Genomic DNA, 13,758 nt, shown 5'->3' with positions numbered 1-13,758 from the left:
TCAGAATGAACGCCTTCTGCGCGTCCGAAAACTGCGATGCCTTCATCGTCTTCCGTTCCTTTCCCAGCCAGGAAAAATCACCGGAAAACTCTAACCAAAATTGGTCCAGTTTGAAGGGTTCAGATCAGTTCAGATCAAGGCACCGGTGCCGCCTATTGCCAGTCCACCGAACTTGAGACTTCACACCGAGGATGGCCTCGGTCCTTCAATTGCCTATTCCACCACCATGGTCCTGATGATATCGCAATGCCGCTGCGGCTGCCCAGGGTGCGGTTTCTCCGCCGACCTGAACTGTTGGTTGAGCGAAGACAATGCCGTTTTTTTGAAAAGCGTCGTGCAGCATTGCATAGGCAGTGCGGCGAATGAAGCTTTGCTGGCTGGTCGGGACAGTGACCATGGCGAAGCTGATGACAATACCGTATTCGCCGAACTCTTCTACGCCTTTCATTTTCAGGGGTTGGATGAACAGCGGGCCAAGTTCCGGGTCTTCTAGTAAAGCCTGACCGATCGTCTTTCCGATCTTGCGCGCTTTTTCGATATCCGTGTCATAGGGCACGGTGACGACGAACTTCACTTTCGACCAGTCCCGGCTCATGTTTTCCACAGCGCCGAGTTCGCCGAAGGGAACGGTGAAGATTGGGCCGCGATGATGGCGCAGCTTGACCGAACGCAGGCTGAAGCCCTCGACCGTGCCTGTGTAGTTCTTCGCCTGAATATATTCTCCCACCCGAAAGGCATCGTCGAAAAGGTAGAAGATGCCGCTGATCACGTCGCGGACAAGCGCTTGAGAACCAAAGCCAAGCGCGACACCGAAGATGCCTGCACCGGCAATCAGCGGTCCGATATCTATGCCGAGTTGGCCGAGTATGACGAGGCCGGCAATGATGAAGAGGGCGACTGCCAGTACATTGCGCAGGATCGGCAGAAGCGTATGGAGCCGGGTGGCGTGAGCCTCCTGGCCGGTTCCATCTGCCTCCGCACCGATAGGGGCAGGAAGGGGAACGGGGGTGATGTTGCGATCAATCGCAGCCTTCGCAAGATGCCAGATGAGATCCGCTAGAAGAAGCACGACAATGCTTTTGACAAGCCCGTAGAACACAGCGCCTGCGCGTGGGTCGTCATGGGCGAACGAAGCGGCGTCCAGTTCCCATATAAGCGCAATCCAGCCGAGCGCGAGCCCGATAATGATTGCTCGGCTGCCGCGGACGAGAAGAATATTGCGGCTGTCCGAAGCAGGAATGAGAAAGTGTGTCGCGGCGCTCTCCCTCACGGTATGGGCGATGGCGCGCAGCGCTGGCGGAAGTGCGACGATATAGAGACCAAGCCAGAAGAGTTCCTTGATATCGAGGCACCAGAGCAGCCAGAGCACCGCGAGGTAGACGGAGAGCGTGGCCTTCGCGGCTGTCCGCCAGACCGTCTTTGACCAGACGAGTTCGAGCGCGAGCATCAGCACGATGCAGGACACAAGAAAAACCACGGCATCGAGAACCGTCCGATCCATGCCGAGGACAGCGCAGGCCGTCGTTGATGCGGCGACCATCAGAAGTAGGCCAATCACCAACTTCAGTCTTCCATGGAATTCAGGATGGGCGGTATGTCCGATCCCGGCCGCGATAAGCCGATAGACGACGAAGGCGGTGAGGTGGCACGCCACGACCAGTCGAACCGATGGAGGCCATGCGATCGCGAAGAACAGCACCGTCATGATAGCAGCAAAGATGGTAATCGGGAGATAGTGTTCGACGCCGCCAGCGTGGCGCCACCACTTCCTGCGGAAGAGCCATTCCACTACTATTCCCGACGCGACGAGCAGGGAGAAGGCAATCATAGGTGTAGAACCGCTATCGATCGCGTCAGCGCGCAGACGAAGCAGGGCTTTCCCGATTTCAGCAGGTATGCGTGGGATTGCCCGGATTACCGTTTGAATTCGGCTGCGAGTCCGCGCCTCCCAGATGATCAGTTTTAAGGCCACGCCGTTCGCCGATACAGCACCGTTTGGTACATTCTGCGCCGATTCGGTCTTTTTATCTCGAGCCGCGATCCACCCGCTAACATCTTGGTCCTGACGGGCCTGCAGCAGATCTTCGATCTTCTGCTGTGCGGTTCCGGATATAGTTCCCTGTTGCATGTTTTGCAAAGGAGCGCTCTGCCCCCATGCGGGATTTATGGCCAAGATAAGAAATAATATTGGCAGATATTTCACGGGAAGCTTCCAGCATCAACGAATTTGACCGGACTGATTACGCCGCTCCAGGGAGGGCATGGCCCGTTGCACCTTGAAGTCGTTGGGATTGCGTGCTGTCGGCACGGGTTCCTCGTGACTGGCCGCAATATGATGGGGGAGACGTTGCCATGCCTAGGCCGTCTTCGCCCAGCCATACCGTCGGTCATGAATGCTGGCCGCTGGGAGCCGGTGACCTACTCAATTGGTGCGGGCTTTTAGTCGATCGGGCTAGATAGGTTGGGCCGCTCGCTTCGGAGGGCCGATGCCCACAAAACAAGATCATCCGTCCGGAACCTATCCTTCGGCATGGTTTCGCTTGATCCTTGGCTTGATCGATCCCAACCCTCCCATTCCGTAGTTTGCGCTGCATTGCTGACCGATTTGGATCTGTTTGCGCTCATGGAGGATTTCATGCCGCACACCGAGATTGGCGTTCTCGCCAAAGCTGACCTTCCCCTTTCCGCTGCCAAAGCGGCGAGGGTCGACAATCTGCAAGACGCGTTGCCCGGCGCGGTCCACGATCTGGGCAACCTTATCCAGGTTGCGGCATCGGCGCTGAACATTCTGTCGCGCAACCCTCAAGTGGAGGGCGATCCGAGCCTGCCGCCGATCGTCGCCAGCGCCAGAATGTCCCTTGGCCGCGCCGGAACCCTTGTCGAGCAGACTTAGCGTCTGGCGCGTGAGGGCGGGACACCTTTGGAAGCTGTCGGAGTAGCTGTCTGCCTGATGGAGCTTCGGGCGTTGGTTGAAAATATCTGGCAGCCGGCAATCCGGCTCGACCTGCAAATTGAGCCGGACTTGCCGACGCTGACCTGTAGCCGGATCAATCTGCAAGGAGCAATCATGAACCTCCTCGCCAATGCACGTGATGCTATGCCGGGCGGTGGGACGATCTCCCTTGCTGCCCGACCTATCGCGAAGAGCGGACACACCATGGCCGTCGAGATAGAGGTCATGGACGAAGGCGTCGGCATGAGCCCCGACACGCTGCAGCGTGCCTTTGAGCCATTTTTCACGACGAGAGCAACGGGTCTTGGCGGCTTTGGTCTGCCGGTCGTGAAGCGATTCGTGGAGGATATCGGCGGGCAGGTCGCAGTCAAAAGCAGGCTCGCTACGGGCACGCGAGTGATTTTGCGCCTTCCGATTTAGGACCCTCGATGGCGGTCATACCGCTGAGAAGCGCGCTGCCTCACACGCTTCAAATTGGCGCTTGTCATCTATAACGCAGACAATTATAGTCCGAGTTATGGCGCATATGACGGCAGGTGTGGAATACGGGTTACATTGCCTCCTGTGGCTAGCGGGCTCGCCCGGCGCGCCGCTGAGCAGTCGCGATTTGGCCGATTTTCAGGGAATTTCCCCGAGCTTCTTGGCGAAGATATTTCCGAAGCTGGAGAAGGCGGGGATCGTGTCCGCGTCCGAGGGAATTAAAGGTGGCTATCTGCTCGCAAGGCGACCGCAGGACATTACCGTTTTGGCGGTCGTGGATGCGATCGAAGGCAGGAAACCTTTGTTCGACTGCCAGGAGATTCGCGGTCGCTGTGCTGTGTTCCGTGAACGACCGCCGTCATGGGCGACGAAGGGCGTCTGTGCGATCCATGCCGTGATGCTGCGTGCAGAGAAGGCGATGCGAGATTCGTTGGCGAGTCAGACGCTGGCCGATATTGCCGGCGTCTTCGATCGCAAGGCGCCTCCGGAATTTTCCGAGGATGTCAGCAAATGGCTCGCGGACAGGACCAGAAGCCGGAGCCGTGGTTCGGGAGCGGATGATGCGGAGCTGTCCTGAGCCGCTGGCGCGTCCGGGAATCAATTTGCTGCGAAGCGGGGCTGGGGCATGCGGTCGTTGTGTCAGATGGGGATGTAGAATGATGAAGTTTGCATTCATCTTCGTCGATAACGCGAGCGGGACCGGCATCGTGGCGTTATCAGCCCGCGGTTTCGGGAGGTGATCTGATGTCCACCTCAGCCGCCGTTGCCGATGGCCCGCTCGTTCTCGTCGTCGATGATGACGAGGGCGTTCGCAATTCCCTCCAAGAGCTTATGGAATCTGTCGGTCTCGACGTCGTCTGCTTTCCGTCGCCACGGGACCTACTTAGTGCTGGACTACCCGATCGACCGGGTTGCCTCGTGCTCGATGTCCGCATGCCGGGAGCAAGCGGGCTCGATCTGCAACATCAACTTTCGGCGCGGGGCGTTACGAAACCCATCGTCTTCTTGACAGGATACGGCGATATACCGATGACGGTTCAAGCCATGAAGGCCGGAGCCGTGGACTTCTTGACGAAGCCTGTACGGGATCAGACGTTGCTGGACGCCGTGGTAGCCGGTATCCAGAGGGATGTGGAGCAGCGGGCGCAGGCTGAAAACATCCACCAGCACGCGACGCGGTTTGCGACCCTGACGCCCCGCGAACGGCAGGTCCTTCGCGAGGTTGCGCGCGGGCGGCTCAACAAGCAGATTGCCTTCGAACTCGGTATCAGCGAGATCACCGTCAAGCTCCACCGCAGCAATGTCATGCGCAAGATGCGGACCATGTCAATTGGTGAACTTATTCGCGCCTGGGATTCGCTGCCTTCCAGTCTGCGCGAAAAGCCTCAGGTCTGAGTCTCGGCGCGACCTGCACAGCTTCATTCTTCGCATTCTTGGTTAGTATCCTGTTTTGAGCCCACCCGAGGGGGCGGCTCAAGGTCGATCCGCTTGCGGACTACGTTCTCGGCCTACACCCCATTTCGCCCATTGCCCATGAAAGAGACAGAGCCTCGGCCCTCAGGGCATTGGCAGTGAGCCCGTGCAGGCGAGAGCGCCTAATCATCTGATCTGCATTACCTGTACTCTGGTACTAGACGGCCGATGCCTGTGTTCGATTGGCCGGCGCCCCGGCCTGAAGCAATCTCCTCCCGGTCAAGACGACGCAGAGGAGAGACCGGATGCGTAATATCATCAAAACAGCGATGCTCGCTGTTGCGACCGGCATGTCCTGCGGGGCGATCGGTCAGGCCGCAGATCAACAGGCAAAGCCGACAATCGTACTTGTGCATGGCGCATTTGCGGAATCGGCGAGCTGGAATGGTGTGATCGGCGAATTGTCGAAGGATGGTTATACCGCGCTTGCTGCGGCTAACCCGCTCCGCAGCGTTGCCGACGATGCAGCGGCCGTCGCCGCCGTCATCCGCTCGATTCCCGGACCGGTCGTGCTGGTTGGGCATTCCTACGGCGGACCGGTCATCACCGAGGCGGCGAATGGAAATTCTAACGTAAAGGCGCTGGTTTATGTCGCGGCCTTTACGCCGGAGACCGGCGAGTCCAGCCTGAGTCTTACGGGAAAATTTCCGGGCAGCACGCTGGGTGAAGCACTCGTCACGGCCGCGCTGCCGGGTGGCGGACAGGATCTCTATATCCGGCCTGAGCGCTTCCACGACCAGTTTGCCGCCGACGTTTCTGAAGACGAAGCCCGGCTGATGGCGGCCACGCAACGGCCGGTCGCACAGGCCGCGCTGGCCGAGCCCTCTGGTGTGGCCTCGTGGAAGACGCTGCCTTCCTATGCGATCTATGGTTCCGCAGATCGCAATATCCCGCCGGCGGTCATGAGCTTCATGGCGAAGCGCTCGCATGCGGTGAAGACCGTAGTCATCGAGGGTGCTTCGCACGCCCTGATGGTTTCCCATCCCAGGGAAGTCGCCGAATTCATCGAGGAAGCCGCGTTGGCGAACTGAGCGCGGCGGCTGAATGCCGGCGTGTGGTTACCCCCAGATATCAAGTTGAAAACAGGAGATTGGACATGAAAATCGTCGTCATTGGAGGCACCGGCCTAATCGGTTCGAAGACCGTCGAACGGCTTCGCAAGAAAGGGCATGATGTGCTGCCGGCTTCGCCAAATTCCGGCGTCAATACCGTTACCGGTGAGGGGCTTAACAAAGCGCTTGCTGGCGCTGAGGTGGTGATCGACCTCGCCAATTCGCCGTCCTTCGAGGAAAAGGCCGCCATGGACTTCTTCGAGGCAGCCGGACGTAACCTTTTTGCGGCGGAAAAGTTGGCGGGCGTTCGCCATCACGTGGCGCTATCGGTGGTCGGCACCGATCGTATGCAGTCCATGGGCTATTTCCGTGCCAAGCTGCGTCAGGAAGATCACATCCGCAATTCCGGCGTTCCTTACACGATCGTCCATGCGACGCAGTTTTTCGAGTTCGTGGGGGCGATCGCGCAATCGGCCACCGAAGGAACGAATGTCCGCGTACCTACGGGCGCTTTCCAGCCGATCGCCGCCGACAACGTTGCCGATGCCATGGCCGATGTGGCGGTGTCGGAGCCAATGAACGGCATGATTGAGATCGCCGGTCCGGAACGTGGGCCGATGAACGAATTCGTCGCCCGTTACCTGAAGGCCAACAACGATCCGCGCACGATCATCGCCGATCCCCATGCCCGCTACTTCGAGGTCGAGATCGATCAGCACACGTTGGTTCCCGATACCGATGCTCGGCTCGGCGGGATTCGCTTCGACGACTGGCTGAAATCGCCGGCCGTCCAGAGGTAAGTGGCTTTTCCCGAAATTCCGCGGGTTAGCCGGTTATCCGGCCGGCGGCCCTTGCTCAAGAAGGAGATGGAATATGATCAAGACACTTCTCTGCGTGGCAGCATTTGTGGCTGCTTCCGTGGTCGCGGTCGCGGCCCATGATGATAACGATGAAAAGGTGACCCTGGTTTACGACCAGCCGCTGCCGAACGTACCCGGCAAGAGCATGAAGGGCGTGCTCGTCGAATATGCACCCGGCGGTACCTCGCCCGCTCACACGCATCCGGATTCCGCGTTCATCTATGCGACGGTTCTTGAAGGGGCGATCCGCAGCCAGGTCAATGGCGGGCCGGTGACTACCTATCGTGCCGGCGAAAGCTTTTCCGAGTTTCCGGGCGACCACCACGCCGTCAGCGAGAACGCAAGCAAGACGGAGCGTGCCCGGCTGCTCGCGGTGTTCGTGGTCGATACGAACGAAACCAACCTGACGAACTACGAGAAGTAGGATCGATTTCTGGCTTTCGACGCCGCCTACAAGACTGTGCCGGGCTTCGCCAAACTGAGGCTCGGCCTGGAGCAGGTGCCGACCGTCTGACGACAGCGACGTGATGGCGCGAGCCTCTGGCGCCATCACGGTTTAATTCAACTCATTTCGACATGCCCGGCTTGGCCTTTGAGCGCCGCCAGGAGGATTTCATGCGCATCGAGAAGCTCTATCCCATGACGTCGGCCCGCCTGATGGTGATCGATGTTGCCGCAACCCTGCAGGCGGCGGCTGTTACGCTGTCCAATCCCGGTATCGGGCTTGCTATCGTAAGTGCCCGAAACGGCAAAGCCGCCGGTGTACTGAGCAAATCCGACCTCGTCCGCCATCTGACGGATAGCGAGCAGCCGACAACGGTCGAGGCGCTAATGAGCCGAAACATCGTCTCCTGCAGCCCAGTAGATGATCTGCAGGCTGCGTGGCAGGTCATGGTGGAGAACCGTCTCCAGAACATGCCGGTGCTTGGTTCCGATGAAAAACCACTTGGCGTTCTCGATATCCGCGATGCGCTGAAAGTGCTCTTCGAACAGGAACAGCTACAGGAACACATGCTGGCAAATTACGTTGCCGGCATCGGCTACTGACAGCCGAGACGCTCTCATGCACCAGACATATCTGGCTGACATTGCCGCCGCACCGCTGACTTGGCTGATCGTTCTCGGCCTTGCCGGAATGATCGTATGGAAGCTGATCGGCTCCATGCGCTCCAATCTGCGGCTTGTAGTACAGATCATCTTCTTCACCGCCATGACGTCCGTTCTCATTCTCGGGGATATTCCGCTCGGTCAATCGTCGGGTCTGCGGGTTGATAGCGCGCACGCGGTTCTCGTGATCCTCGCCGAGGTCTTGTGGTGGCTTCATCTGTCGTGGGCCGTCATCGGCTTCGTCCGCATCTACCTTGTTTTGGAGGGCAGGCCGCGCGAGGCTCGCCTGCTGCAGGATATTGTCGTCGGCGTCGTCTACATTTGCGTCACGCTCTCGGCTCTTGCATTCGTGTTCGCGGTCCCGGTCGGAACGCTGATCGCGACCTCCGGCGTCATCGCGATCGCGCTCGGGCTCGCTCTTCAAAATACCCTGGGCGATGTGTTCTCCGGCGTGGCCCTCAACCTCGGACGCACCTATACGCTTGGGGATTGGATTCTTCTTGAGGATGGTACGGAGGGCCGGGTAATCGCGAGCACCTGGCGTTCAACGCAAATCCTGACAAACGCAAACAACATCGTCGTTCTGCCCAATAGCGTTCTCGCCAAGCTGAAGCTGACCAATGTCAGCAGGCCGGATGAGACGCATCTGCTCAAGATGACCGTGCGGATCGTACCGACACATGCGCCCTCAATCATAGAGGAGGCCATGCTGACCGTGCTGGCGGGCTGCAATGCCATCATGAGGGAACCGCCACCGATCGTCACGATGACCAGCCTCGACGCCACTGCACTGGAAATCCATCTGTTTTTCCGGGTGATCAATCCTTCGTTGCGGACGAAAGCGCAGAACGAGGTGATCGACCGGTTCTATCGCCATTGCAGGTCATCCGGCCTGCAACTCGCAATGCCTCCCTCGGCGATAGTCATGATGAACGCGATGCCGGGAGACGAGCCCACCGGCATTCGCCGGGCAAGGTTGTCGGAGTTCATTGGAGAGAATCCGATCTTTTCCCGGCTGACACAAACCGAGAAGGAAAAGCTCGCCCAATCGAGCACAGAGCGCGAATACCAGAAGAGCGAGGTTATCGTCTCTCAAGGGCAGACGCTGCCTTCGATGAGCATCATTCGAACTGGCGTCGTTGCGATGTTGCACGACGATCACGAACGGAAACGCCTTTCGACCGGGGATTTCTTCGGTGAGACGGGCCTGTTTGCGGGCATGGGTGAAGCCTACACGCTGCACGCGCTGACGCGCGTCACTGTCTACGAAATCGACCAGGAAAATCTTGCACAGCTTCTTGCCGGGCGCCCCGCCATAGCCGAGGAAATAGCGGACATGTTGTCGGTCCGTGCAGGCGAGCCCGGCGAGCTGGCACTGGCGGCGGCCAAGCACGAGCGCAGCGCTCCCGCGTTCCTCAAAGCGATCAGGACGATGTTCACGTCCTGAACCACACCCATCCAACCAATCTGAATATTAGAAGGAATGGAAATTATGGTCCTGAAACTCTACTACGCGCCCGGAGCCTGCAGCCTTGCCAGTCACATATGCCTGATCGAAGGGGAAGGGCAATTTGAGGTGGAGCGGGTCGATCTGAAAACCAAGGTCACCGCGTCGGGTGAAGACTTCCGCACGATCACGGCCAAAGGCTACGTGCCGGCATTAATGCTGGATAGCGGCGAGGTAATCACCGAGAACGTGGCTGTGCTTGCCTATATCGCCAAGGAAATTCCTCGGCTGGGAGTTCTAGGGGAGTTCGGCCAGATTCGGCTTCTCGAAGTGCTGGCCTATCTTTCCACTGAAGTGCACAAGAGCTTCGAGCAGCTTTTTCTCGGTGCGGACACTGAGCAATCCGCCAAGATAGCAGCCAATATCATCCGTCGCCTTCAATACCTCGCCGACCGCCTGTATACCGATTATCTGTTCGGCGATCATCCGGGCGTCGCGGACTTCTACCTGTTCGTGATGATGAGATGGGCCACGATGTTCGGCGTCGAAGTTCCGGCGCCGCTACTGGCAATCCAAGAGCGCCTCCTGGCGCGGCCCTCTGTCCATGCCGCGTTGAGGAGCGAAGGACTGGACGCCGCCTGAGAACCCGCCACTTTCCATGTCGAGAAAGGCTTTCAGGGAGGCGATGGCGGGTTTGCGAGGTGGCGTCGCCTTCCTGATTTCTGGTCGTCCTGAGAGCCTAGGCGCGCTCACGCGCTGAATTTATGAATCCTCGCCCTATCCTTCGGAACAGGTGTCATCACAGCCAACTCCCATATAGGCTGCCAAGTGGAAGGGCTGTGGTGTATTCCATCTCTGGAGCACCACGGCGATCTCGAATGCAATGGGATCGGGGTGAGGAATGTCGAGTTCCGCCGGAACGTCAAAGTCAGATCATGATGGGCTGACAAAACCGCCCGATATCGATGTCGTCCAGTCTGCGAAGATCGTTGAGCGGCTCACGGGCAATGCATGGGCGACGGATGCCGTTGGCAAGTTCATATATGTGACGCCGGAGGCGCTTGCATTCTTTGGCATTCCCCTCGACGAACTGAATTCGCCAACCGACGCGGGCATTGATGGATGGCGGCAAGTCATCCATCCGGAAGATTACGATGCTGCTGCGGCCGCCTGGCAGCGTTGCCTGCAGACCGGCGAGCATTACAGCGTCGAGCACCGAATGTTGCGGGCGACCGGCAGCTATGGCTGGGTACGCAGTACGGGGCAGCCGATACGCGATGCAACGGAAACAGTCGTCGGCTGGTATGGCACGGTGATCGATGAAGACAGTCGGTCGCGGCCCGGCGAGAGGCCGGCAGAGAATTCAAGCGACCCGTCGCTCCAGAACGTCACAGGCGCAGCACCTCATTCCTTTGCGGCAATACACCCGGACGATCGCCCGGACGTGGGACACGCCATAGAATCGCCACGGGAGAGCGAGCGACATCTTCAGCAGCTTGTCGAGACGCTGCCCGCGCTCATCTATTGCGCTTTGCCGGACGGCAAGCCGATATATCGAAGCAAGCGGCTTCGCCAATACCTCGGCTTCAACCTCGAAGACACCGACGATCTGGGAAAATCCCGGCTGGACGGTACGCTCGATGCCGTGATCCACCCCGATGATCTGGCGACCGTGAAGGAGCACTACAGCCGTTCGCTCTCCACTGGTCAGCCCTATGCGCTGAGACATCGCTTGCGGCGCTTCGATGGCGTGTACCGCTGGGTCGAGACCAGAGCCTCGGCCATGTGCAATGCCGAAGGCATTGTCGTGCAGTGGAACGGCATCTGCCTGGACATCCAGGATCAGGTCCACGCACAGGAAGAGTTGAGCCGCGTCCAGGAAAATCTCTCCCGGGCGAACCAGGCGGCAAGCCTTGCCGAACTGTCAGCCTCCATTGCGCATGAGGTGAACCAGCCGCTTTCAGCGGTGATGAATTATTCGAGTGCCTGTCAGCGTTGGTTGACCGCGGTGCCGCCGAACATCGAACGAGCTCAAAAGACATTGGAGCGGATCGTTCAAAGCGCGACCTCCGCCGCCGATGTCATTAGCCGCATCCGTGCGTTGTTCAAACAATCCACGGACAAACGGGACAGTACCGAGCTTGGCGCCGTCGTCAGGGAAGCACGCGATCTGCTCGCAGAACAGGCATCGCGCCAGCGCATTCGGATGGATATAGAGGGCGAGAGCGGGCTGAGGCTCGTGCCCTTCGACCGTGTGCAGATACAGCAGGTGTTGGTAAACCTCATGCGCAACGGCTTGGATGCCATGGCGTCCGCCTCGAACGACAAGACTCTGCGAATTCGTGCCTATCGCGTGGATGGCATGGTCAGGATCGAGGTCGCTGACTGGGGCCGGGGCATTCAGTTTCCTGACAAGATATTCGAACCCTTCTTCACCACCAAGGATCAGGGGATGGGCATGGGATTGGCGATCTCGCGCTCGATCGTCGAGTCGCATGGAGGGCAATTGTGGGCGGAAAAAAATGAACCCCGCGGTGCCAAGTTCGTCTTCACATTGCCGCTTGAAATGATGGAAGCCGCATGATCCATGCGTGACAGGAGGAATGACGAGGAGCATGGCATGGGCACGCCCGTTGTGGCAATCGTCGACGATGATCCGAGGGTGCTTGCTTCTCTGGATGAGCTGCTCGAATCGGCAGGGTATGCAACCATCAGCTTCGCCTCGGCAGAAGCATTGCTTGCTCACGGGCTCGAGGGCGTCGACATCTTGATCACAGATATCGGCATGCAGGGAGCAGACGGATTTGAGCTTCGTGACAGGGTCTGGCGGAAGTATCCGGAACTACCGGTGTTTCTGATCACTGGCCGGCACGAGATTACAGATCAGAGCCATTCCTGTGGCAAGGGCGGCTTTCTGCGCAAACCTTTTGATGGTCATGCCCTGCTTGCGGCCCTCCGCGGGGCTTTGGACGACAAGCAAGCTTAGTGCCTTCGGTTTTACCCGCTTACTCCACTTCAGAGCGGTCTTCGGGTTGAACCCGTAGCGCCGATTTAGTTCCGCGACCGAAGCCTGCGATCGCTGTATTGCAGATCGGACTGTGTGCGTGGTCGTGGCACTGCCGTGTAAAACCTGTCCCATAGTGCTCCCTTCCATTCGCGGGAAAAGATCGCACCATCAAACTCTGGGATCAAACGCCAGCGTACTCATCGCCAAATCCCCATCGTCTTAAACCTGGGGCACAATCCACCCTGTCCTCAGGTGTAGCTCTCCCTCCTCCTAGGCCTGATCGACCGTCAAAACGCTTCAACCTACACTCCGCCGCATGGTCCGTGCACCGCACGTTCCAAGCCCGCGAGGCAGGACGCATCCTGACGCAGGCAGACAGAAATCTCCACACAAACGGTATGCAGGAGGCCGACATGAGCTTGGACAATACCTTGAACGCCAACGGGTCGACGCGCGAAGAACTCGTCCCATCGCGCTACGCGGTTCGGATCGGCGAGATTGAAGTGCTGGTGATCAGCGACGGGGTTCTGCCCCTTCCGACCAAAATGTTGGGGCACAATGTCGAAGAAACAGAAAGGGCGGCCTGGCTGGATCACATGTTCCTGCCGTCGGACGCGTTCGACTGGGCGCTGAACGCTGTCGTGGTACGCAGCGGCGCGCAGACCATCCTCATTGACGCCGGGCTTGGACTAGACCCGGAATTGAACCTGCCGCGGGCAGGGCAGTTGGTAAAGCGGCTCGAGAGCGCCGGTATCGATCTCGGATCCGTGACCGACGTCGTACTGACCCACATGCACATGGACCATGTCGGCGGCTTGCTCGTCGATGGCGTCAAGGAGCGCCTGCGCCCGGACCTGCAGATTCACGTTGCCGCTGCGGAAGTCAAGTTCTGGGAAGCGCCCGATTTCACCCGTGTCAACATGCCTCCGGGCTTCCCGGACGCGCTCCGGGCGGCGGCCAAGCGGTTCGCCAACGAATACCATAACCAACTGCGGCTCTTCGATGAGGAGCAGGAGGTTGCCCCGGGCGTCATCGTCTCCCGCACCGGCGGTCATACCCCAGGGCACAGCGTGGTCCGCGTGGCATCCGGCAAGGACCGGCTGATGTTCGCCGGCGACGCCGTCTTTGCAGTCGGCTTCGAACATCCCGGCTGGTTCAACGGCTTCGAACACGACCCCGAGGAAGCGGCCCGCGTCCGAGTCAGGCTTCTCAAGGAACTTGCCGCGACCGGCGAGTTACTGGTGGCCACCCATATGCCGTTCCCTTCGGTCGGCCATGTTGCCGTCGATGGTGACGCCTTCCGCTGGGTGCCGGTTTTCTGGGACTACTGACTATGAATAGCTGAGGTCCCAGCCAGGTGCACTGCGATCCCGGTCAGC

Annotated in this window: 14 protein-coding genes and 1 pseudogene; 13 read left to right on the top strand and 2 right to left on the bottom strand. The window is 59.1% G+C overall.

What is annotated here, in order from left to right; genetic code table 11:
* Positions 1–205 precede the first annotated feature (205 nt).
* Entirely contained in the window at positions 206–2,203 is a 1,998-nt protein-coding gene (locus HV823_RS24115) for a mechanosensitive ion channel family protein (RefSeq protein ID WP_343052039.1), read from the bottom strand.
* 327 nt (positions 2,204–2,530) lie between these two features.
* Here HV823_RS24115 and HV823_RS24110 point away from each other — a divergent pair, with 327 nt between their 5' ends.
* The 12 genes from HV823_RS24110 to HV823_RS24055 all read left to right on the top strand — a co-directional run bounded on the left by HV823_RS24110 (position 2,531) and on the right by HV823_RS24055 (position 12,358).
* Positions 2,531–2,893: a hypothetical protein gene (locus HV823_RS24110; RefSeq protein WP_176952220.1), complete on the top strand. Its 363-nt coding sequence runs from the start codon at positions 2,531–2,533 to the stop codon at positions 2,891–2,893.
* Between the two features lie 72 nt (positions 2,894–2,965).
* The gene (locus HV823_RS24105; protein WP_176952219.1) at positions 2,966–3,373 is read left to right on the top strand and encodes a sensor histidine kinase; all 408 of its coding nucleotides are present in this window, start codon (positions 2,966–2,968) and stop codon (positions 3,371–3,373) included.
* 97 nt (positions 3,374–3,470) lie between these two features.
* The gene (locus tag HV823_RS24100; RefSeq protein WP_176952218.1) at positions 3,471–4,010 is read left to right on the top strand and encodes an RrF2 family transcriptional regulator; all 540 of its coding nucleotides are present in this window, start codon (positions 3,471–3,473) and stop codon (positions 4,008–4,010) included.
* A 167-nt stretch (positions 4,011–4,177) separates the two neighbouring features.
* Positions 4,178–4,828 carry a response regulator transcription factor gene (locus tag HV823_RS24095; protein ID WP_176952217.1) on the top strand — a complete coding sequence of 217 codons (651 nt, stop codon included), beginning with the start codon at positions 4,178–4,180 and terminating at the stop codon, positions 4,826–4,828.
* A gap of 323 nt (positions 4,829–5,151) precedes the next feature.
* Positions 5,152–5,937 (top strand): alpha/beta fold hydrolase, encoded by a 786-nt coding sequence (locus HV823_RS24090; protein ID WP_176952216.1) that lies wholly within the window; start codon positions 5,152–5,154, stop codon positions 5,935–5,937.
* 65 nt (positions 5,938–6,002) lie between these two features.
* On the top strand, positions 6,003–6,758 hold the full coding sequence (locus HV823_RS24085; protein ID WP_176952215.1) for an SDR family oxidoreductase: 756 nt from the start codon (positions 6,003–6,005) through the stop codon (positions 6,756–6,758).
* A 73-nt stretch (positions 6,759–6,831) separates the two neighbouring features.
* Complete coding sequence (locus tag HV823_RS24080) at positions 6,832–7,242, top strand: cupin domain-containing protein (protein ID WP_176952214.1); 411 nt, start codon at positions 6,832–6,834, stop codon at positions 7,240–7,242.
* A gap of 191 nt (positions 7,243–7,433) precedes the next feature.
* On the top strand, positions 7,434–7,865 hold the full coding sequence (locus tag HV823_RS24075; RefSeq protein WP_176952213.1) for a CBS domain-containing protein: 432 nt from the start codon (positions 7,434–7,436) through the stop codon (positions 7,863–7,865).
* A gap of 16 nt (positions 7,866–7,881) precedes the next feature.
* The gene (locus tag HV823_RS24070) at positions 7,882–9,372 is read left to right on the top strand and encodes a mechanosensitive ion channel family protein (protein WP_176952212.1); all 1,491 of its coding nucleotides are present in this window, start codon (positions 7,882–7,884) and stop codon (positions 9,370–9,372) included.
* A gap of 45 nt (positions 9,373–9,417) precedes the next feature.
* Positions 9,418–10,014 carry a glutathione S-transferase family protein gene (locus HV823_RS24065; RefSeq protein WP_246301920.1) on the top strand — a complete coding sequence of 199 codons (597 nt, stop codon included), beginning with the start codon at positions 9,418–9,420 and terminating at the stop codon, positions 10,012–10,014.
* A gap of 259 nt (positions 10,015–10,273) precedes the next feature.
* Positions 10,274–11,956 carry a PAS domain-containing sensor histidine kinase gene (locus HV823_RS24060; RefSeq protein ID WP_176952211.1) on the top strand — a complete coding sequence of 561 codons (1,683 nt, stop codon included), beginning with the start codon at positions 10,274–10,276 and terminating at the stop codon, positions 11,954–11,956.
* A gap of 36 nt (positions 11,957–11,992) precedes the next feature.
* Positions 11,993–12,358, top strand: coding sequence for a response regulator (locus HV823_RS24055; RefSeq protein ID WP_176952210.1), 366 nt, complete (start codon positions 11,993–11,995; stop codon positions 12,356–12,358).
* Positions 12,359–12,373: 15 nt separating this feature from the next.
* Here HV823_RS24055 and HV823_RS26870 read toward each other — a convergent pair.
* Positions 12,374–12,511, bottom strand: a pseudogene (locus HV823_RS26870) (IS481 family transposase); the annotation flags it as partial.
* A 281-nt stretch (positions 12,512–12,792) separates the two neighbouring features.
* On the opposite strand from HV823_RS26870, the gene HV823_RS24050 reads away from it, so the two are divergent.
* Positions 12,793–13,710 carry an MBL fold metallo-hydrolase gene (locus tag HV823_RS24050; RefSeq protein ID WP_425487693.1) on the top strand — a complete coding sequence of 306 codons (918 nt, stop codon included), beginning with the start codon at positions 12,793–12,795 and terminating at the stop codon, positions 13,708–13,710.
* Positions 13,711–13,758 lie beyond the last annotated feature (48 nt).

It is taken from the genome of Mycoplana rhizolycopersici (genome assembly GCF_013378445.1).
GTDB classification, from domain to species: Bacteria; Pseudomonadota; Alphaproteobacteria; order Rhizobiales; family Rhizobiaceae; genus Mycoplana; species Mycoplana rhizolycopersici.
The sequence above is the reverse complement of the archived record's forward strand: the minus strand, read 5'-3'. Positions and strand labels throughout refer to the sequence as shown.